Raw genomic sequence first — 20,626 nt, forward strand, 5'->3', positions numbered from 1 at the left:
GGACAGGCTAACAGATAAAATCCGAGCTAGTTTTCGCAGCCCGGCCGTCAGGACCGGTTGCTCAGATCCGGTTGCGCAGCAGGATGATCTCGATCCGGTCATTGCGTACCGACATCGGGTCGTCATCCACCGGGCGCCTGTCCGCATGGCCGGTGATCTGTTGGAGCCGTGTCGCGGGCAGGCCGGCATCTTCCAGGAGAACGCGGACCCTATGGGCGTGGGAGGTGGACTGCATCCAGCGGCTTTCCTCGACCACCGTGATCGGTTCGGACCGGACATGCCCGATGATCGCCACGCGATTGGTGACGGTATCGAAAAGCTCCACCATGACCCCGGCGAGAGCGACCAGCCAATCCGCAGGCGCACCCGTGTCTTCATCGAAGAGCGGCGCGCCCGGGCGGGCAAAAACCTCGATGATCAGCCCCTCGTCGGAAAGGCGGGTCTGGACATGGCGCAGGGCCAGATCCGTCACCATGCTGTCGCCGCCGCCGGCCATCAGGGCGTCTTCCAATGCGGCCAGCATCGCCTCTTCCTCTTCTTCGGTGTGCCCTACGCCGGTCATTCCCATGCTTTGCCGCCCTTCGGTCGGGCGGCGGTCGGTGGCGCCGGTTCCGTTCTGCGCCTCGACCCGCTCGGAAAACACGCTTTCGCCGCCGAATGCCCCGTCCCCGCCGCCGGAAATCCGCGCAATCGGCACCGTCGGGCTGAAGTAATCCGCAAGACCTTTGCGCTGCTGTTCCGTGGTGGCGTTGAGCAGCCACATCAACAGGAAAAATGCCATCATCGCGGTCACGAAATCCGCATAGGCGACCTTCCATGCACCGCCATGATGCCCATCTCCGCCGACTACTTTCTTGCGTTTGATGATGATCGGACGAGCGTCGTTCTGGCCGGACATTTCAGATACTCATGCTGCGGTTTCCCCGTATGGATAGGGACAAAATCTGAAAAACTCCCTAAAGGGTCTTTGACCTCTCTATTCAGATGATTTGGAAGATATCTGTCGTGATGTCCGCGATGTCGGTGTCGAGGAAGGTGATCGTGACGCCGCTGTCGGCGAGCAGCACATCGGTGCCCTGCTGGGTCAGGTCGGCAAGCACGGCGCCCGCATCGGCATAGCTGAACCCGTCCAGGATCACCCAGTCCCACGCCTCCAGATCCACCACCTCATGGGTGCCGCCATCGCCGGCGTCGAAGACGAAACTGTCCGCCCCGAACCCGCCGAAGACCGCATTGGCGCCGCCGCCCCCCTCCAGCCGGTCGCCGGGGAAGGTCGCGCGCATCCAGGCGCTGAGATCGGGGCCCGTGTTGTCCCGGAATTCGGCGCTCTCGGCGAACCCGCGCACCACCTCCTCCCGGCTGAGCGTGCCGTCATCCAGAAGCCCGCGCCAGCCCTGCAGCCCGGCCGGATCGGGCGCCCGGCCCAGCACGTTTTCATACATCAGCGTGACGAATTCGGCATTGTCCGTCGCGCCGTACCGCCCCTGGAACTCGGATGAGTTGACGAAGCCCGACACCACCTCCAGATAGGGCCGCCCCCCGGCCAGCTCCCCGACCCAGGCCAGCAGGCCACCCGGATCCGGCACCCGGTCCAGCGTCGCCTGATAGAGCCGGAACACCTCGTCGGCCCAGTTGGCCCGGTACCCCGCCTGGCTGAACTCCAGCGCCCCGGCGGCGGTATTGCCCATGAACTCCTGGCTTTCGGAGAACCCGAACACCACCTCCGCCCGGCTGAGCGCACCGCTGTCGAGCTGGTCGCGCCAGGCCTGCAGCCCGGCCGGGTCGGGCGCCCGGCCCAGCACGTTTTCATACATCAGCGTGACGAATTCGGTCGTGTCCGTCGCGCCGTACCGCCCCTGGAACTCCGGGGAGCCCATGAACCCCTCGATCACCTGCAGAAGGCTTGCCTGCCCGTCGCGCAGCGTCTCGGTCCAGCCCCGATGCCCGGCCGCATCCGGCGCCCGGTCCAGCGTCGCCTGATAGAGCCGGAACACCTGCGCCGAGACCGGGTCAAACCCCACATCCACATCGTCCCCGTTCAGAACGTCATCCCCCAAACCCCCGAACAAACTGTCCGAACCAGACCCGCCAACAAGCACATCAGAACCGGCCCCCCCGTCGATCTGGTTGGCTATGCCGTTTCCCAGCACGTAATCCGACCCGCTGCCAGCGTTGAGGTTCTCGATCAGCGTATCGCGGGCGATCACCAGATTGCCGATCAGGCCGTAGATATCCGATATGCCCTGCGCCCGCATGTCGATCGTCTGATCGGCGGGGTCGTCACTGAAGTCGAACAGATCGGTGCCGCCCGCGTCGTAGATGGTCAAGGCAAACGCCTGATCGCCGTAGTGGTTCGCCGGATCCTGCCCGTTATGGACCGCGTCCATCAGAAGCTTCATGTAACCGGTTTGTGTATGGCCGCGCCCGTAGACCGTATCGCCGGCGGATGCCGCGCTTTGCACATCCGGCGCGCCGTACAGATCTTGTATCGCAAGAATATCGGCCAGCATCGGGGTCACAAGCGCCGCCCGGCTGGCATTGACCGTCGTATTCTCATCTTGCGAAAAATACGACATCACCGACAGCTGATAGCTGTCATTGATGAAATCATTGTCGATCCCGAAAACTGCCGAGCCGTTGTAACCGCCCTGATGCCCGAGACCGAGCGCGTGGCCGACCTCGTGGATATAGGTCTGGAAGGAATAATCGTCGATCTGGGTGCCATAGGCCTGCAACCAGGCGGTGGAGACGTTCACCCAGGCGAAGGTGGTCACATCTCCGGTCGCCTGATAATTGGCAAAGGCACCGGACTGGTCATCGTCGAAATCGATCATCGCCTCCGTGACGCTGAACACCTCGACGAATCTGAGATTGGCGACCGCTTCCCAGGCTTCCAGCGCCCACTCGGCCAGGCGTCGGCCATCGGCCGTCAATTCGTTGAGATAAACGGTGATCTCGTTGCTTTGGCTGGTGTCGAACGCGTGGCGGGCCCCGCCGAATTGCTGCCAGAAACCATCGGTCAGGAAACTGGCGAGTTCATCCGGGGAGCCCGCCGGCGCGTCCGACGCGGTATTGACCGTGACCTCGTAAGCACCGGTCCCCGCATCGGCATAGGCGCCGAGATCGAGGTAGAAGGTGCCCGAACTGCCCGGCGCATAGACGATCTTGGAGTCCAGGTTGGTCCGCGGAACGATATCGTCGTTATAGGCCACCTGAACGCCGCCGGCATCGCGCAGACGCAGATAGGGATCGGCAAGTTCCGCGCCTCCCACCCCCGTCAGCTCGATTTCGTAGGTGACATTCGCCTCCAGCTGCACCGCGACCCAGTCGCGATCCCCGAAGGAGGAGATCTGGCCGGCGAAGACATCCCCCAACGAGATCGAATAGGCGGTGTTCTGGCCGGCCGCGGCATCGGCCCCTTCCGTCACGCGGGCCTGGGTTCCGGTCGCCGTGCCATAGGGGCAACTGTCGTCATAGGGGCGGAAGGAGGTACAGATCATACACATCAAACGGGTCCTATTCGGAAGGTGCCGGGCTGAAAGGCAGCGGGGCGCTGCGCACAAGCCCGTCGGCGAAACGTTGGTGAAGTGCCGGCGACAAGGTGGTGTCGAGCAGTCCGAACCGGATCTGCGGCCCCCGCCCCTCCGCCGCGGCGCTGCGCCATTCCAGATGCGCGACGATCAGGTCGGGACGCAGGTCATGGATCGTCATCACGAAGGCCAGATCGGCGGGGTCGTCGCCGAAATTCAGACCGTGGGCCTGGGAGAGCGCCATCCGCACGGCCCCGCAGAGCGCCGGCACCTGCCCGGTCACGTCGGGCACCGCCACCTCGCAGCGAAGCGTGGCCGAAACCGGCGGCTGATCGGCGAAGATGGGGGCGGTGGCGGCAGAGACCACGGCAAGTCCTCCAAGTATCTGATTCAGTTTTCGCGGCCGACGCGTTTTGCGGGCGGGGCATGTGTTGCGACTGATCGGTTTCACCTCGGGCTCCCGGTGGTCAGGGCTTGCCGGCCGTTCTGGCAAATGGCGCCGATCCGGGCTCAACCTGCCTGATTTCAATTAGAAAAAGAAAAAGAAAAATCCGTTAATGCGAGGCAAATTTGAACGGATTATCCCGGTCGGCTAAACCCGCGCGATCAGAGAGAGCAGGCTCAAAATCCCCGGCGCCGGCCGGCCCTGGCGAAACACGCCCGCCCGGCGCAGGCTGCGAAACCGGGGCAGGCCGCCCTGGCCGGACGTGGCCAGAACCTCGCCCAGACGGTCCGCCGCATCCGGGGTCAGATGGGGCGTCACCCGCGACAGGGCGGCTGCGTTTTGCCGGACCCATGAGCCATAGGTGCCATTGGCGATCAGCCGCAAGCGCCGCGCGGAGGCCCGGGTGCCGCGATGGCTGCCCATCAGATTTGCGTGATGCTGACGGTAATAGAGGCACGGCGTCTCGTCGAAAACGATCTCTCCGCCGATCCCCGTCAGCAACAGGTACAGCCACCAGTCGTGGAACGGCACGTCGGGTCGTGGCGGCATGGTTGCGCGGATGGCGCACATGGCCGCGGCATTCAACATGATCGTATTGCCCGCGATAATGTTCTGAACCAGCGCGTTGGCGAAGGAGGGGCGGAACCCCGCGCGGTTCTGCATGCGCCGCAGCCGCAGGTCGGCATCCGTCTGAATGGTGTTGGCGGCATAGAGAACGGGCCGGGCGCCGGGGCTGCGGGCGATCAGGTCCAGACCCCGCGCCAGCCGATGCGGCATCCAGACGTCATCCTGATCCGACAGGGCAACCGGCCCGTCCGGCAGATCGGGATGCTGCAGCAATGACAGGAAATTCGCGGCCATCCCGGCGCCCGGCCCCTGGATCAGACGAACCTCGTGCGACCCGCCCGGCCCGCGTTCGAACCGGCGCAGGATCGCGGCGGTCTCGTCGGTGGAGCCGTCATCGCTGACCCAGAGACGCCAATCCGCATGGCTTTGGGCGGTGTAGGAGGCCAGCTGCGCGCCCAGATGACGGGCGCCGTTGAAGGTGGCCAGAAGGATCGTGACGGTTTGGGGTGCGCGATTGGCCATGGGCAGGTCAGAAATTCAGGATATCGCGGTGGTAGCGCCGCAAGAAGACAAGCCCGGCCACCGTCAGGAACAGACTGAGGCCGAAGACATAGGCCATCGAGACGTAGGAGGCGTCGTAGCTGCTGTAGAAACCGGTCCGGACGTAACCCACGACGTGAACCAGCGGGTTGTACCAGAGATAGGATCGGTATGGTTCGGGAATGGATTCAAACGTGAAGAAAATGCAGGAGATAATGAAAAGCGGGCGGTTGAAAATGCCCCAGACCACCTGCCAGACCGGGAAAAGGGAAACCAGGAAGCAGTTCATCGTGCCGATGCCGATGGCAAGGCTGGCCATCATCAGGAACCCCATGGCGATCCGGTCGATCTCCACCACCGTGCCGGTATCCCAGATGGTCAGGATCCCGAAAAACAGGATGTAGGCGACCAGCAGCTCGGTCATCAGATTGAGGACGAACCGGGCGATCATGGCGTCGACATAGGTCACGCTTGGGTAGGAGAGCAGCGCGCGGGAATAGTTGAGCGACTGGGCCAGTTTCGCGCTGAGCCCGCTATAGGCCAGAAACGGGATCATCCCCGTGGCGTAGAACATCGCAAAATTCGAACCCATCGGCGGCGCTTCGAACGCGACCGAAAAGACCAGAACCAGAAGGCCGATACCCGCTGCGGGCTCCAGCACCGCCCAGATATACCCCCCCGGAGACCTGCCATAGGTAACGCTCATCTCGCGCAGGATCAGCGCCGCCACCGCGCGCGCCGTGGCAAATCTGCGGCCGCTTCGCACCGGCCTGAGACGCCGGGGGCGGTTGGTGTCGGGCACGCTCGTCATGGCGTATCCGCCATGCCGGCACGCCCGGGTGCAGGCCCGATAATGCTAGCGGCGTGCATATCGGTCCTCGTAACGCACGATATCATCTTCGCCGAGATAGCTGCCCGTCTGCACCTCGATCAGGACCATCGGCCTCGGTCCGGGGTTCTCCAGCCGGTGGCGCGCGCCCACGGGAATGTAGATCGACTGATTTTCGCCAAGACAGCGGACGGTATCGTCGACCGTCACCCTGGCCTCCCCCTCAACGATGACCCAATGCTCCGAGCGATGTTCGTGGGACTGCAACGACAGCGCCGCCCCCGCATGCACATGTATGCGTTTGACGTGAAACCGGTCGCCCAGGATCAATGTCTCGAACCAGCCCCATGGCCGGTAATCGACGGGAAGCTGCACCGCCTGCTTCGCCTCCCGCGCCTTCAACGTATCGACGGCCTTTTTCACATTCTGCGACTGGGACATGTCGGCCACCATCACCGCATCGCGCATGGCCACGGCGACGATGTTCTTCAGCCCGATGCCGACCAGCTCGATTTCCGGACTCTCGGAGCGCAGGAGCGAACCTTCGCAATCCATCGCGGTTGCGTTCTCGGAGACGGCATTGCCGGCGCCATCGCGCGGGCTCTGCTGCCAGACCGCCTGCCAGCTGCCCAGATCGGACCAGGCGCCTTCAAACCTCACGACAGAGACATCGCGCGCCTGCTCCATGATCGCATAGTCGATCGAGATATCCGGCATCTCCTGCCAGACCTCCGGGTCGATCCGGACAAAGCCCAGATCATCCCGGGCATCGCGCAACGCCTTCTCGGCCAGTGCAAGGATCTCCGGGGCGTGGGTCCGGTAGGCCTCGATCATGCGATGGGCCTTGGCGAGGAATACGCCCGCATTCCACATGTACCGGCTGTCGTCCAGCAACCTGCGGGCGGTGTCCGCATCGGGTTTCTCGATGAACCGCTCCAGCGCGAAGACACCGGGCGAGGTTTCCGTACTCCGTTCCAGCCAGCCGAACCCCGTTTCCGGACGATCGGGCGCGATGCCGAAGGTCACGATCTGGCCGGCTTCGGCGGCGGGCCGGCCTCTGCTCACCGCTTCGCGGAACAGGTCCGGGTCGGCCACCGCGTGATCGCTCGGCACGATCAGGATCAGATCGTCGGGCGCCGTCCGGGCCACATGCAACGTGGCGATGATCGCGGCGGGCGCGGTGTTCCTGCCCTCGGGTTCGATCAGGATCGAGCCCGGAGCGACAAGGCACTCATCCAGCTGCTCGGCGACGACGAAGCGGAAGGCATTCCCCGTCACCACGACCGGATCGGCAAACCCCTCGCCCACGAAGCGGCGGGCGGAGGCCTGAAACAGGCTTTCCTCCCCCACCAGATCGGCGAACTGTTTCGGAAAGCTCTTGCGGGACAAGGGCCAAAGCCGGGTTCCCGATCCACCGCAGAGCAATATTGGAGTGATCATGCGCGTCCGTGCCTACGAGCCGATGCCATCTTGGGCCAAGGTGACAGGATTGGCCCATAATTGCACCCCGTCGATTTGGATGGTCGGATCGCCGCCGACGGGCGGTGCGATGGCCGGGCGTTCCATCTCCAGATGCCAGCCCTTCTCCAGAAAGCGGCTGAAAAGCCGGCCCTCGATCACACGGCTATGGGTGCCGATCAGAACACGTTTCACATAAGCCGAGATGTCGGCAAAACACCCGTCCACATAATCGAACTCGGCCCCCTGAATGTCGATATGGAGCAGATCGACCATGTCCTCCGCGACAATCTCGGAGAGCGGTATGCTGGGCAGCTCGCGGTAACGGTCGCCCTGCCGCATACCGGCCAGTCTCTCGGGGCTCGGATCGAAGATCGCGGCGCCGCCCCAGTCGGTTCCGTCCTCCTCGGGGATCGGAAAGATCGCTGTGCCCCGCCTTGGCCCGGCCACCCCGTGGATCAAACGGTAATCGGACGCCGTGAACCCGTTCAGCCGCAGCGTCTTTTCGGCGCTTGCCAGATGATAGCGATCCGCTTCGATCCCGATCAGGTCGAGATCGAGCCCGCGCCTGCGCGCGGCCACGCCCATATTGGCGATCCAGCAACCCCAACCGCATCCCAGCTCGACAATCCGGTAGGTTCCGCACGCCAGCGCCACGCTGCGGAGCGCGGCCGCCCATTCCGCGATATCGGCATGCCAGTTGCCCGGATGCGGCACCGGTTCGACCATACCCGCCATCGGGGTGAGGATCGGCGGAAAGACATCCGGAGCGATCCGCGTGCCCAGAAAATTGCGCACGATGCCAGGTTCGGAGGCCTGATCGGCCTCATGAAACCGCTCCAGAAGAGCTTCGGCATCGAAGTCGCAGAAATAGGCGAACAACGCCTGCTGGATCCGGTCTTGTGGCTGAAGGGACATTGCTGCGGCTTTCTGGCGGAGCGGCCGAACCCGCCCCGGAGGTTTGGCGTCAGAGCGTCTTCAGGATTTCCTGCAAGCGCGCCTCGTAGCGTCTGGCGATCGCATCGGCGGAGAAGTTCTGCCGGACGTTGGCGAAGGCGGCCTCCACCTTCGCGGCCCGCTCCCGGGGATTGCGATACAGGGCACTGAGCTGGGCGGCGGCATCGTCGATATCCGGATCCGCCCATTTCTGACCGGCTCTCACGAAGATGTAATCCCCGTCGACGAGATAGCTGTCTTTGTAATCCACCAGCCATGCCGTCCGCTCCGAGCAGAAATCCATGTTCCCGGAATAGCCCGTGCAGACCACCGGCACCTTCAGGTTCATCGCCTCGATCATGCCGAAGCCCCAGCCCTCGGATTTATGCAGGGAGATGTAGCAGTCGCTGGCGGCCTTGAGATCGACCAGCGCCTCGTAGGTGAGCGTTTCATTGATCACGTGAATGCGCGGGTCGGCGGCGATCATGGCGTCGGCACGTTTCCAGATCCGTTCCTGCATCGGGTCCGAAACATGGTCGCGATTCTGCGTCTTGATGATCAGATGCGCGGTGTCGATCCCCCTAAAGGCCTTCTGAAACGCCGCCAGCACGCCAAGCGGGTTCTTCCGCTGCACGAAGGAAAACGAATCGAAGGCCACGAGGCAGAGGAACGCGTCGTCCGGCAGGTGCAACTGCTGCACCAGATTTCGGCGGGCCGCATCCTTGTCCACTGGACTCAATTCCTCGAAACACATCCCCACATTGACGACCGGCTGCGTGGTTTCGGGGCGATAGATGCTGACACCGAACTCGGTCGAAACCCAGATCTCGTCCAGCAATTCCATGCCCAGGTAATGGCACAGCGCGGGCGTATCGAGTTCCCAGTAGAAATAGCCGATATTGTAGCTGTCGGAAAACACATCCGGCCCGTAGGCAAACGCCAGAGGAATGGATTCCGCATTCAGATGCAGCAGGTTGATCCGGGCCTTCTTCCAGTCCGACATCTTGCCGACCTTGCTGAACCCTTCTGGCGCGGGGTTGTCCAGCCCGAAATCCACGCAATTCACGCGCAGTCCGGTGCGGCTCATGATCTCCGCGGAAAGGCGCGTGGCCTGCCCGAGCCCGGATGCTTTTTCAAACGGCCCGATCAGTTGCACATCCACCGTCTCCGCGTCGGCCGCAATCGGCAGGGCCACGGCGTGCAGTCTGTCACCGGTTTCGGTCCGGGCAAGGAACTGATGGCTTTGCAGGTCGTATCCGCGAAGACGGATCAGGGCCGCGAACCTCTCATGGGAGATCGGAACCGGATCATCCTGCAGGGTCATGGCCTGATAGAAGGTCTCGAAGATCGACGGGGTCTCGCCCTGTCGGGCGAAGATCTTCCTGAAGGATCCGGCCGGGACGTATCGCAGCAGATCGGGCCGGCTGGCGCCGCAGAGCACCATGCATAAGCTAAAGAGTTTCCGGTCCTCCTCCTCCGTCGGATCGAGGAACTGGAAGCTCGACCTGTCCTCCTGAAGGCGGACCATGAAATTGGAAAGCGGAAAGGCGTCGTCCTTGCGGGCGGTGGGCACCATCCGCAACAGGTCGGCATACCGCGCGGGCACGAGACAATCCTCGACCGAGAGGCGCGGCGCCTCCTTCTCCGCCCACCAATAGAGCAGGTCGAGGAAGGCCGCGCTGTCGGACAGATCCAGCGATTTCAGCTTGGTGCCGTCATCCACGATCCGCCACCACATCGCCCGGGTCAGCGCGTGTTTCTGGCCCCCGATGACGAACGGCGCATTCAGATATTCGATTGCGTCATGGGGCAGCGGCGTGCGCAGGCCGCGGCGTATGGTGCCGTAGCCGGTGAGGTACCAATGCAGGAAATGATCGCGATCTTCCGGCGTGCCGTCGGTATCGAAGCTCCGGTCCTTGTGCAGGCGATGTTTCACGTAATCGAGATAGGCGGGCAGGCGTGTGTCCGTATCCGGGGCCGCGTCGCTCTCGGGGATCAGGCGGCTTTTGTCGAAAAGCAGGGCGTGTTTGCCGAGTTTCGGCGAGGTGACCGGCCGGTCAACCCTGGCAAGCAGTTTCGCCATCAGGGTCAGCTCATCGCTCAGCAGCATCCGGCAATGGTCGATCATCGGGCTGTTCCGGTCGAGGCCGCCGAAAAGCGGTTTGGGCAGCGTATAGGTCCCGATCTCGAACTTCGGATCGTCAAGAACCCGGACGCTCACCTGATATCCGAAGCGTTTCGCAAGGGCATAGGCCGCGTCGTCCACAGGCAATTCAAAGCCGCAATAGCCATCCCCGATCCCGGCTTCCTTCACATCGGAGCGCGGCTTGCTCGCCAATTGGCGGATTACGGCGCGATCACCGATGAACAGACCCACCATGGGCCGGCTTTCCCGGGCATTGGTCCGGACCACCCAGCCATGCAGTTTGCCGGCGGAGAAATAGTCGATATTGCCTGAATAGGGCGGCTGCCGCTCCGTCGGGGCGGGGGTGGCGCCGGGCAGACTCCGCACCGAAGATACCGGCGTGCGGGCCTCTTCGCGCGCCCGGCTGGCTTCGCGGGCCCGGGTGACGGCGGCAGATCCGATCGCGCCAAATTCCGCAGTACCCTGTTTCGGGGTTCCGGGACCGTTGGCCGCCCCGCGTTTCTCAAATCCCATTTGCGCAAGACCCCTCTGTGATCGGTCGCCAAACCCCTGGCCCGGGCAATTGCCCGGGCAGCCTGCGCATCCGCGAAGGCCCTGAGTCATAAGACATGTCACGGGGATGCCAAAAAATGGTTAACGGATCGGAATATCCTGAGGAGCGCCCGCCAGAATCGGCCGATATCGGCGCCGCGGGCCGGCGCCGATCCTAACCCAGGGCGTCATAATCCGCCTTGGCCATCATCTCCGCCAGGGCGCGCACGTCGACCTTGGGCGACCAGCCGAGTTTCTGCCGCGCCTTGCTGGCATCGCCGATCAGCAGATCCACCTCCGCCGGGCGGAACCATTCCGCACTGACCTCCACGATGCGCCTGCCGGTCCTGCGGTCGGTCGCGGTCTCCCCGACGCCTTCGCCCTGCCACTCAAGATCCATGCCAAGCGGGGCCGCCGCGAAGGCCACGAAATCGCGGATCGTGGTCGTCACGCCGGTGGCCAGAACGTAATCGTCGGCCTTGTCCTGCTGCAGCATCCGCCACATGCCGTCGACATAGTCGCCGGCAAAGCCCCAGTCGCGCTGCGCATTGAGATTGCCCAGAACGACCGGCGCACTGCCGCCGCGCGCAATCCGGGCCAGCCCCATGGTGATCTTGCGGGTCACGAAGTCTTTTCCGCGCAAGGGGGATTCATGATTGAACAGAATGCCCGATGACGCGTGCAGCCCGAAGGATTCGCGATAATTCACCGTGATATGATGGCCGTATACCTTGGAAACGCCGTAGGGCGAGCGCGGGTAGAGGCGCGTCGTCTCGCTTTGCGGGACTTCCTGCACCAGCCCGAACATCTCCGATGTCGACGCCTGATAGAACCGGGTTTCAGGGGCGATCGTGCGCAAGGTATCAAGGATCCGGACCACGCCCTGCCCGTTCACATCCGCGGAGTAGACCGGCACATCCCAGGACGCGCCCACGAAGCTGAGTGCGGCGAGATTATAGAACTCGTCCACCCGGACATCCCGCAAGGTGCGGAAGATGTTGTTCATGTCGCTGAGGTCGAATTCATGCATATGGACCGCGTCGGCGACACCAAGCCGGGCAAGACGGGACTTCTGTTCGTGAGAAATCCATCGCGCGCCGCCATGCACCTCGTAGCCCTTGTCGAGCAGAAGCTTCGCGAGATAGGCGCCATCCTGACCGGTGATGCCGGTGATAAAGGCCTTCTTCATCTGATCGTTCCCGCCTGTCTGGAGCTGCCGCCGGGCCGGGGCAGAAGGGTGATAGTCTACCGGGCCCGGCTTTCGCAACCATGAATGGGCGCGTGTCTGTCCGGGCGGATCGTGCATGAGACCGGAAAACTGCAAGTCTAAGCGAATGTCCCAACTCTGCCACAATGCTCTGACCAGACGTTAATCCTCCCGAGGCATTGTCCCCCGGAATGCGTGGGGGCGCAGATTTGCGAGGGGGAGTCAGGGGTGGCTCAACTATCCTATGTCGCGACGATGTCGCACGCCGTGCCCGAAGTGGTAACGGCGATCACCGATCTGGATCTCTTCGTGACGTCCAGCGGTCAGGCGGCACTATACGCCACCAGCCGGTCCGGCGAGGCGATCACGGTTTTCGGGCTGGGCCCCGACGGGTCGGCACAGTTGATCGATACCCAGTATCTTTCCGAGGATACGATCTCGCTCGAACTGATGGAATTCGGCGGCACGCTGCGCGCGGTTACCCTCGGGCCCGCGATGGATGGGCCGATAAGCTTCCGGATCGCAGCGGACGGAACTATTGGCGGCGTGCCGCAAACCCTCTCCAGCATGGCGGCCAGCGAAGGCTTTTCCGATCTCGTGCTGACGGAAAGTGCCAGCGGCACCTATGTCTACGCGGGCGACAAGGCCGAAGGCACGATCAAGGCCTATGCGGTTCAGCCCGATGGCGAGCTTCTTCAGCAAACCCAGCAGGACGTGCCCGGAGGAGCTTCCCGCCTGATGGCCGCCCAGGCCGGGTCCGAGAAGTACCTGATTGCCGTGACCGGCGATGGCGACCAGGTGGTCAGCTACGAAGTCGTCGCGGGCGGGGCGTTGCAGATCCGGGGCCGCGCCGGGGCCGCCGACGGGCTCGGCGTGGCCGGGATCAGCGCCCTTGCGCAGGCGACGATGCCCGATGGCGAATACATCGTTCTGGCGTCCCAGGGCAGTTCGTCGCTGAGCGTTCTGCGGCTCAACACCGACGGGTCCTTGGTGCCGGTCGATCATGTTCTGGACGATCTGAGTTCCCGGTTCCAGTCCGTGACCAGCCTGGAACTTGTCACATTGGCAGATCAGGTCTTCGTCATGGCCGGTGGCGCCGATGACGGGATGTCGCTTTTCCAGCTTCTGCCCGGCGGGCGCTTGCTGCATCACGACACCATGGCGGACAGCTTTGCGGCCAGCCTGGAGAATGTCAGCAGCATCGCCGCCACGACCCGGGACGGCACGCTCGAAATCTTCGCGGCCAGCCATACCGAAACCGGCATCACCCATCTGAGCTATGATCCCGGCGCCGTCTCCGACACGTTGCTCGGCAGCGACGGCGGCGATGCGATCACCGGGACGGCCGCAGGCGAAGTGATCTCCGGCGGGCAGGGCGATGACACTCTGAACGGCGGCGCTGGCAACGATATCCTGATGGACGGAACGGGCGCCGATCGGTTGACGGGCGGCGCCGGGCGGGACGTCTTCGTCATGGCGGCCGACGGGATCGACGATACGATCACGGATTTTGACCCGGCCGAGGATGTGCTTGATCTCTCCGCCTATCAGATGTTCCGCAATCTGGACCAGATCACGTTCCAGACCACCGCGGACGGGTGCATCCTGACCTTCCGCAACGAGGTGTTGCGGGTGATCAGTGCCGATCAGCGCCCGCTCGACGCGGCCGATATTCTGGTGCCCGAACTGATCAACCTGTCCCGCCTTCCGGTCGGCAATCTGGGGGGCGAAACCGTCTTCGCCGGCAGCGTCGAGGCCGATTTTCTCAACGGCAACGGCGTGTCGAATTACATGGACGGGGCCGGCGGCGATGATCTGATGTTCGGCATGGCCGGTTCTGATGTGCTTGTTGGCGGGTCTGGTTCGGACAGTTTGTTCGGGGGTTTGGGGGATGACGTTCTGAACGGGGACGATGTGGATGTGGGGTTTGACCCGGTCTCGGCGCAGGTGTTCCGGCTCTATCAGGCGACGCTGGACCGGGCGCCGGATGCGGCCGGGCATCGGGGCTGGACCGAGACGCTGCGCGACGGGCAGGCAAGCCTTCTGCAGGTGATCGAGGGGTTCATGGGCTCCCCGGAGTTCCAGGGGCGGTACGGCGCGACGGACACGACCGAATTCGTCACGCTGATGTATGAAAACGTGCTGGGCCGGGCGCCCGACCCGGCCGGGCTGCAGGCCTGGCGCGATCAGCTCGACAGCGGTGCGCTCAGCCGGGCGGAGGTGGTGTTCGGGTTCTCCGAAAGCCAGGAGTTCATGGGCAACACGGCAGCCGGGGCGCTGGAGTTCAGCCAGGCGGGGTACCGGGCCAACTGGGCCGACGAGGTGTTCCGGCTCTATCAGGCGACGCTGGACCGGGTGCCGGATCCGGGTGGCCTGCTGGCCTGGGTCGGGGAGCTGGCCGGGGGGCGGCCCTATCTGGAGGTGGTGTCGGGCTTCGTCAACTCATCCGAGTTCCAGGGGCGGTACGGCGCGACGGACAATGCCGAATTCGTCACGCTGATGTATGAAAACGTGCTGGGCCGGGCGCCCGATCCGGCCGGGCTGCAGGGCTGGCGCGGGCTTCTGGATGACGGCACGCTCAGCCGGGAGGAGGTGGTGCGCGGGTTCGCCGAGAGCGCCGAATTCCGGGACAACACGGGCCCCGATCTCAGCGCCTGGATGCGCGCGACCTTCCCCGGCGACCGGCTGGAGGGGGGCGGCGGCGCCAATGCGGTCTTCGGCGGGTTCGGGGCGGACAGTTTCGTCTTCGACGCCGGCGATGGCGGCACCCATGAGGTGGTGGATCTGGAGGCGTGGGACTGGGTGATCCTGGACGGGTTCAGCTATGCCGATGCGGGCGCCGTGCTTGCCGACCTGACCCAGCAGGGCACCGATGTGCTGCTCGCCGACAGCGGCGTCACGATCACCTTCCTCGACACCGACATCGCGGACATCACGACAGATATCTTCCAAATCATCTGAATAGAGAGGTCTCAGGAATTCCCGGCCATGTTCGGAACGTCGAGGTTGCACAGGTGGTGGTCGATCGCCTCGTCCACATCCTCGTAGAGCGTGATCTTTCCGTGCTCCAGGACGATGCCGATATCACAGAGCTCGCGGATCTGCGGCATGTTGTGACTGACAACGAAAGATCCGGCCTGTTCCATCCGCTGACGGAACATCGCACTGCTTTTCTTGCGAAACGCCGCGTCGCCGACGGCGGTGACCTCATCCACGAGATAGGTGTCGAATCCGATCCCCATCGAGACGCCGAAGGACAACCGCGCCTTCATGCCCGAGGAATACCCGCGCAACGGTTGCCTGTAACTCGCCCCCAACTCGCAGAACTCCTCCACGAAATCGGATAACTCCTCGGTGTCTACACCGTAGATGCGGGCGACGAAGCGTACATTCTGCGACCCTGTCAGGTCCGGATGAAAGGATCCGGCAAACCCGACCGGCCAGGAGATGCTTCCCGTGGAGAGGATTTCGCCTGAGGTGGGTTCCAGCGTCCCCGCGATCATCTTCAGCAAGGTCGATTTTCCGGCGCCGTTCCGGCCCAGAAGCGCCACCGAAAGCTGCGACGGCACGGTCAGACTGAGATCATCGATCACCCGGTTTCGGAACCCGGCCCGGGTGAACTCCTTGGTCACATTGCGGAACTCGATCACCGGGGGCCACCCTAGCGCCGGTCGCGCAGGCTGTAGGCCACCAGCACGACCGCCGCCCAGATCAGGAAGGTGAACAGGGTGATCATCGACAGCAGCACGACCCGTTCGGGGTAGCGCGATGCCTCAGACAAGGTGGGGCGGACATGGGCGGCCAGATAACGGCTTTGCCGCCGGGCTTCGTTCCGGGCTGAATCGAACGCGGCCAGCGCGGCCGTATAGGCCTGCGCGGCGAATTCCTGATCCGTGGCCAGCCGCTCGTACTCCCCGACCAGATCGGCGAATGCGCTGTCGCCGGCGGCACTGGTGCCCAGAACCGCGCGCTCCTGAGCGATGCGGTTCTCGATCACGGATACGCGCCGCTCCACCTGCACGATCCGCGGATCGCTTTCCCGGGTCGTCTCCCGCAGGATATCAAGCTCGATCAGCGCTTCGGCCAACTGCGCCTGCAACGTGTTGAGCAGACCCATCTGGCCCTGGGTGTCGATCGTCGGATCCACGATCTGGGTCCGGTTGCGAAACGCGGTCAGCGCCACGCGCGCGCCGGTCAGCCGTTCCTCGGCCTGGGCCAGTTCATCGCGGGCATAGCCTATGGCGTCTTCGCGGGCGACTGCCGAAAGCGCGTTGATCATCGCGCTGCTCTGTTCGAAAACCTCCTGCGCGATCCGCTGCGCGTCGGCGGGGTCATAGGCCAAGATGCGCAGGTCGATCAGGCCTGTGCCGCTGTCGTAATATATCCGCACCTTGCGCGCCCAATGATCCACCAGATCTTCGATCGTGCCGGGCGGGTGAAAGGCGAAAACCGGGTCTTCTTCGGGGCTGACCCGGGACCAGATCGCGCGGAGGTCGAGCCGGTCGTCGACCAGCCGCACCAGTTCCTGACCTTGCAGGAATTCGTACAGGATATCGGTGTCGGACGAACTCGATCCCGACAGGTCGGTGATCCCACCCAGAATTTCGATGGCAGAGCTGACCTCTTCGGTGCGCACCGAAAAGCCCACGAAAGACGCGTATTGGTCGGCCGCGCGGGTCCAGAGATACCAGGCGGAGAGTGCGGCCGGGGCGGCCACCATGATCATGAAGGACAAGGCCACCAGCCAATGCCGTCGCCGCGTTCGCATGGGTCGGGCCGCTGGGGCGACGGGTATCGATGGCGCGCCGGGTTCTGCCTTGCCGCCCGGTTTCGGGCCCTGCCCTGCCGCTGCGGGTTTCGGGGGGGGCGTCACCTCCTGTTGTTGCTGCGCCGCCTTGCGGATACGGGCAAGAGGCTGCGTTTTCTGCCATGCCTCCACGGTTCGTTCAGCTTCTCCTGTCTCCGCCTGCGGGTCCGACGCCTTGTCGGCGGGCGGTATCCGGGCCGCGCGTTTGGATGGAATGCTGTCTGCCAAATCTGGGTCCACCCTGATCAATGGAGAGTGCGGAAACGCGGCCGCCCGCGCCCGAATGCTATGCCTTGCGCCGGTTCAGGCTCCCTCGCCACGCCCCGCGTTCGCGCCGAGGCTAGGGCATCAAGGGTCAACAGATGGTAAATTTTTGACGTTTTCTATGATAACCTGCGTGAGATTATCCTCAATTGCGAAGCCGATCGGGTGGCCGTTTTCCGCCTGTGCCACGGCCTCGCCTTGTGCGCCGATGTCGAAGGCCAGAACGGGCAGCCCGGTTGCCAGCGCCTCGTGGGTGGTGAAGGAAAAGGTTTCCGGCCAGGTCGAGGGGATTAGCCAGCAGGTCACCCCATAGTGGCGAGCATGCTCTGCGATATCCTCCGGGCGATAGGGGCCATGAAGAGGCACCGACCGGGGCAGGTTGAATGACGGGTCAAGCGTTCCGATCAGAACCATCGAGATGCCCGGGTGCCGTTCCAGTTCCCGGGCCAGATCGCAGATCAGCGCGGCGCCTTTCTGCGGCGCGATATTGCCGAGGATGCCGATGACCGTTTTCCGCGCATCCTGCGGCACCGGCACTCGGCCAGTCGCAGTTGGTGCCGGATGCGGGGCGACGGTGATCTTGTCCGACAGGTCGGGATAGGCGGCGGCCACCTGCGCCCGGCTGTCGTTCGAGTAGACGACGAGCTTGCCGGCGGCGCTGAGCGGTCGGTGCCACGCGCGCTGCCAATCGGCGAGGGTCACCACCGTGCCGTCCGCTCGGGTCGTGCTGTGGGCCGCGTCTCGGCGGCTGGCGGTGACCGGACCGCGGTAATGTCCGTCCTGATCCAGCAGGCAGTAGGACGGGGAGACCGGGAAAAAGTCGTGGAACCGGATCTCGATTTCCGCGTCGCTCACCGCCAGATCATGTATAAGATCTAGCAAGGCCATGGGATCCGTGTCGCCCACTGCGCAGGAATAGATGATGCGCCGGCGCCGCACCGGTTCCAGCAGCCGGTGGACAAGTGCGAGGTCCGAGGTCGCGCCCATGATCCGGCCCCGATCCGTATGAAGCTCCACCTGCACCCGCTGCCGCCCGCCAAAGCGGAGCACGATCGCGGCGCATTCACGGCTGAGGAGATCGGCAAGCTCGCGGCGCAGATGCGCCTCCGCTCCGCCGCCGAGGGAATGGGCAAGGTAGATCGGCACCGCCCCGTCCGCGCTTGCCGCCGCCCATCCGACGGCAAGCGCCAATCGACCCGACAGAAGCGGATCATGCCTCAGAAACGCCTGTACCTCGGCATCGAATTGCGGGTAGCGGCGGGACAGGATCGCCGCGTTCTTCGCCAATTGGGCGGCTTTCCCCCCGGTCCCGAAGCTGGCGCCGCCGCGATGTTCGACGAACAGACCGGGCAGGCCCACATGCCTGCCGCCCATGGCCAAAGCCTTGCGGCACCAGTCCACCTCTTCGCCGTAGCCCCGGCCGAAGCTGGTATCGAGTTGCGGCAGATCCCGAAGAAACCTGTGGCTGAGCGCCATGCAGAAGCCGACCCCGGTTGGAATGTCCACCGTGGCAAGGGGCGACAGGCCTTGCGCAACCGCATCGATCCGGTCGGCTTCTCCGGGGCGCAGATCGCGCCGCTGGCATGTGAGCGGGACCGACAGGATTTCCGCGTCATTCGACATTGGCGTCACGCTGGCGATGTCCGGCGCGTCAAGCAGGGGGGCGACGATCCGGCTGGCCCAGCCCGCGGGCACGAGGCTGTCCGAATTCAGCAGGATCACGGGATGATCGCGGCCCCGGATCTCCTCCAGCGCGCGGTTGACGCTGCCGACGAACCCAAGGTTTTCGCTGTTTTCCAGAAGGGTGACCCGAGGGGCCCGCGCCGTGGCCCAATCCCTCAGGAATGGCCGCACGCGGGCGTCGGTGGAGCCGTCTTCGACCGCGATCAGATGCCAGGGCAGATCCGTATGCCGCTCGATCCGGTCAAGACATTCCTGCAAGATCTCGAAGGCGTTGAAGACCGGCAGCAGGATCGTCACCGGTGTCTTCGCGCGTGGCGCATCTGACGGAGGCTCGCGAAACACGGATATGTCGAGCGGATGGGCCAGGTCGAGCGGGGTCAGACCCAGCCTTGCCTTGACCTCGGCCTTCCATTCCGGCGCGCCGGTCAGATACCAGCGCAGGGCCGGCGGTGCCGCGCCCATCGCATCGCGGAGGAAGCGCAGGAGCAGGCGGCGGTCCGAAGGCAGGGGCCGAGCGGCGACCGGTGCCGGGTTCCAGATCGTGCCTGTCTCGCCGGATCCGGTCGCGGCGATATCTTTGTGATGCGCCGCATAACGCGCGTATAATCCACGGAGCCGGCTGAGCACATGACATCCTTGGTAAGCGGCCCGCGACCGGGCGGTACGGTGCCAGATGTATTGGCCTGTCCGACGCCTGTCCACCATCGCGGCAATGCGGCGACACCGCCTGACCGGTGCGCGGGGCCGGGCTCAGTGACGGGGTGAGGCGTCGTTCCGCCGGGAGTGTACGGCCTCGGCGGCCTCCCGGACAATCTCCGAGATCTGCGTCAACTGCTCCGCCAGCGGGCTGGTCCTGCGCCAGATCATCCCGACCGTCCGCGATGGCTGCGGCCCCCGCAGCCGGCTTGTCGCGACCGGCGCCGAGCGGGTTTCCACCGCCACCGCCATGTCCGGGATCAGGGTCACGCCGATGCCCGCCCCGACCATCTGCACCAGCGTCGAGAGCGAACTGCCATCCAGCCCGTCACGGGGCTGCGACGACTGGATGTTGCAGAAGGACAGCGCCTGATCGCGGAAGCAGTGCCCTTCTTCCAGCAAAAGCAGTCGCATATCGCGCAGGGCCTCGCCGCTTGGCACGGGCGCGTCGGCATCGCCAATGGGGCGGACAAGCACCATATCCTCCTCGAACAGCGCCACCTCGGTGAGCGAGGGCTCCGATATGGGCAGGGCGACGATGGCGGTGTCGAGCTTGCCGTCCTCCAGTTCCTCGATCAGCCTGGGCGTGATGGTCTCCCGGATGTTCACATCCAGACCGGCATAATTCCGGGTGAGCGCGCCGATCAGTTCGGGCAACAGATAGGGGGCAATTGTCGGGATGACGCCGATCCGCAGCCGCCCCGAAAGCCGGTCGCCGGAGGCACGTGCCAGATCCTCCAGCTCGTCGATGGATTGCAGGATCTTCCGGACACGCAGCGCAAATTCCTCTCCCAGCCCGGTCAGCCGCACATGCCGGGGCCCGCGTTCGAAAAGTTTTGCGCCAAGGCTTTCCTCAAGCTCCCTGATCTGCACCGACAGGGCCGGCTGCGAGATGGCGCAGGCATCCGCGGCACGCCCGAAATGGCCGTGGCGGGACAGGGATTCGAAGTAGCGGAGTTGGCGCAGGGTCAGATTCATTATAACGTA

General features: G+C 64.3%; 14 protein-coding genes. 1 reads left to right on the forward strand and 13 read right to left on the reverse strand.

Annotated features, from left to right (window positions below):
- Positions 1-61: 61 nt before the first annotated feature.
- The 9 genes from ACQ651_RS17490 to gmd form a co-directional block, all read right to left on the reverse strand.
- Entirely contained in the window at positions 62-898 is an 837-nt protein-coding gene (locus ACQ651_RS17490; RefSeq protein WP_430449985.1) for a flagellar motor protein MotB, read from the reverse strand.
- Between the two features lie 82 nt (positions 899-980).
- Positions 981-3,506 carry a DUF4214 domain-containing protein gene (locus ACQ651_RS17495; protein ID WP_430449986.1) on the reverse strand — a complete coding sequence of 842 codons (2,526 nt, stop codon included), beginning with the start codon at positions 3,504-3,506 and terminating at the stop codon, positions 981-983.
- 10 nt (positions 3,507-3,516) lie between these two features.
- Positions 3,517-3,897, reverse strand: coding sequence for a hypothetical protein (locus ACQ651_RS17500; protein ID WP_430449987.1), 381 nt, complete (start codon positions 3,895-3,897; stop codon positions 3,517-3,519).
- A gap of 225 nt (positions 3,898-4,122) precedes the next feature.
- Complete coding sequence (locus ACQ651_RS17505) at positions 4,123-5,064, reverse strand: glycosyltransferase (protein WP_430449988.1); 942 nt, start codon at positions 5,062-5,064, stop codon at positions 4,123-4,125.
- 7 nt (positions 5,065-5,071) lie between these two features.
- Positions 5,072-5,893 carry an ABC transporter permease gene (locus ACQ651_RS17510; RefSeq protein WP_375550990.1) on the reverse strand — a complete coding sequence of 274 codons (822 nt, stop codon included), beginning with the start codon at positions 5,891-5,893 and terminating at the stop codon, positions 5,072-5,074.
- Positions 5,894-5,938: 45 nt separating this feature from the next.
- Positions 5,939-7,351 (reverse strand): mannose-1-phosphate guanylyltransferase/mannose-6-phosphate isomerase, encoded by a 1,413-nt coding sequence (locus ACQ651_RS17515; protein ID WP_227288034.1) that lies wholly within the window; start codon positions 7,349-7,351, stop codon positions 5,939-5,941.
- 12 nt (positions 7,352-7,363) lie between these two features.
- On the reverse strand, positions 7,364-8,287 hold the full coding sequence (locus ACQ651_RS17520) for an FkbM family methyltransferase (RefSeq protein ID WP_227288035.1): 924 nt from the start codon (positions 8,285-8,287) through the stop codon (positions 7,364-7,366).
- Positions 8,288-8,336: 49 nt separating this feature from the next.
- The gene (locus ACQ651_RS17525; protein WP_430449989.1) at positions 8,337-10,964 is read right to left on the reverse strand and encodes a glycosyltransferase; all 2,628 of its coding nucleotides are present in this window, start codon (positions 10,962-10,964) and stop codon (positions 8,337-8,339) included.
- Positions 10,965-11,157: 193 nt separating this feature from the next.
- Positions 11,158-12,171 carry a GDP-mannose 4,6-dehydratase gene (gmd, locus tag ACQ651_RS17530; protein WP_430449990.1) on the reverse strand — a complete coding sequence of 338 codons (1,014 nt, stop codon included), beginning with the start codon at positions 12,169-12,171 and terminating at the stop codon, positions 11,158-11,160.
- A gap of 246 nt (positions 12,172-12,417) precedes the next feature.
- On the opposite strand from gmd, the gene ACQ651_RS17535 reads away from it, so the two are divergent.
- Positions 12,418-15,150, forward strand: a complete 2,733-nt coding sequence (locus ACQ651_RS17535; protein ID WP_430449991.1) for a DUF4214 domain-containing protein — start codon at positions 12,418-12,420, stop codon at positions 15,148-15,150.
- Positions 15,151-15,161: 11 nt separating this feature from the next.
- Here the strand turns inward: ACQ651_RS17535 and ACQ651_RS17540 are convergent, their stop codons facing one another.
- The 4 genes from ACQ651_RS17540 to ACQ651_RS17555 form a co-directional block, all read right to left on the reverse strand.
- Complete coding sequence (locus tag ACQ651_RS17540) at positions 15,162-15,839, reverse strand: ABC transporter ATP-binding protein (RefSeq protein ID WP_430449992.1); 678 nt, start codon at positions 15,837-15,839, stop codon at positions 15,162-15,164.
- 11 nt (positions 15,840-15,850) lie between these two features.
- On the reverse strand, positions 15,851-16,957 hold the full coding sequence (locus ACQ651_RS17545; RefSeq protein ID WP_227286958.1) for a capsule biosynthesis protein: 1,107 nt from the start codon (positions 16,955-16,957) through the stop codon (positions 15,851-15,853).
- 387 nt (positions 16,958-17,344) lie between these two features.
- Entirely contained in the window at positions 17,345-19,570 is a 2,226-nt protein-coding gene (locus tag ACQ651_RS17550; protein ID WP_430449993.1) for a glycosyltransferase, read from the reverse strand.
- Positions 19,571-19,693: 123 nt separating this feature from the next.
- Positions 19,694-20,620, reverse strand: a complete 927-nt coding sequence (locus ACQ651_RS17555; protein WP_430450344.1) for a LysR substrate-binding domain-containing protein — start codon at positions 20,618-20,620, stop codon at positions 19,694-19,696.
- Positions 20,621-20,626 lie beyond the last annotated feature (6 nt).

The organism is Rhodophyticola sp., assembly GCF_965284195.1.
GTDB lineage: Bacteria > Pseudomonadota > Alphaproteobacteria > Rhodobacterales > Rhodobacteraceae > Rhodophyticola.

Excerpts from the sequence above, each read along its gene's own strand:
- ACQ651_RS17515 (WP_227288034.1), bottom strand. The coding sequence starts at position 7,351 with ATGATCACTCCAATATTGCTCTGCGGTGGATCGGGAACCCGGCTTTGG.
- gmd (WP_430449990.1), bottom strand. The coding sequence starts at position 12,171 with ATGAAGAAGGCCTTTATCACCGGCATCACCGGTCAGGATGGCGCCTAT.
- ACQ651_RS17495 (WP_430449986.1), bottom strand. The coding sequence starts at position 3,506 with ATGTGTATGATCTGTACCTCCTTCCGCCCCTATGACGACAGTTGCCCC.
- ACQ651_RS17520 (WP_227288035.1), bottom strand. The coding sequence starts at position 8,287 with ATGTCCCTTCAGCCACAAGACCGGATCCAGCAGGCGTTGTTCGCCTAT.
- ACQ651_RS17510 (WP_375550990.1), bottom strand. The coding sequence starts at position 5,893 with ATGACGAGCGTGCCCGACACCAACCGCCCCCGGCGTCTCAGGCCGGTG.
- ACQ651_RS17525 (WP_430449989.1), bottom strand. The coding sequence starts at position 10,964 with ATGGGATTTGAGAAACGCGGGGCGGCCAACGGTCCCGGAACCCCGAAA.
- ACQ651_RS17505 (WP_430449988.1), bottom strand. The coding sequence starts at position 5,064 with ATGGCCAATCGCGCACCCCAAACCGTCACGATCCTTCTGGCCACCTTC.
- ACQ651_RS17490 (WP_430449985.1), bottom strand. The coding sequence starts at position 898 with ATGTCCGGCCAGAACGACGCTCGTCCGATCATCATCAAACGCAAGAAA.
- ACQ651_RS17545 (WP_227286958.1), bottom strand. The coding sequence starts at position 16,957 with ATGCGAACGCGGCGACGGCATTGGCTGGTGGCCTTGTCCTTCATGATC.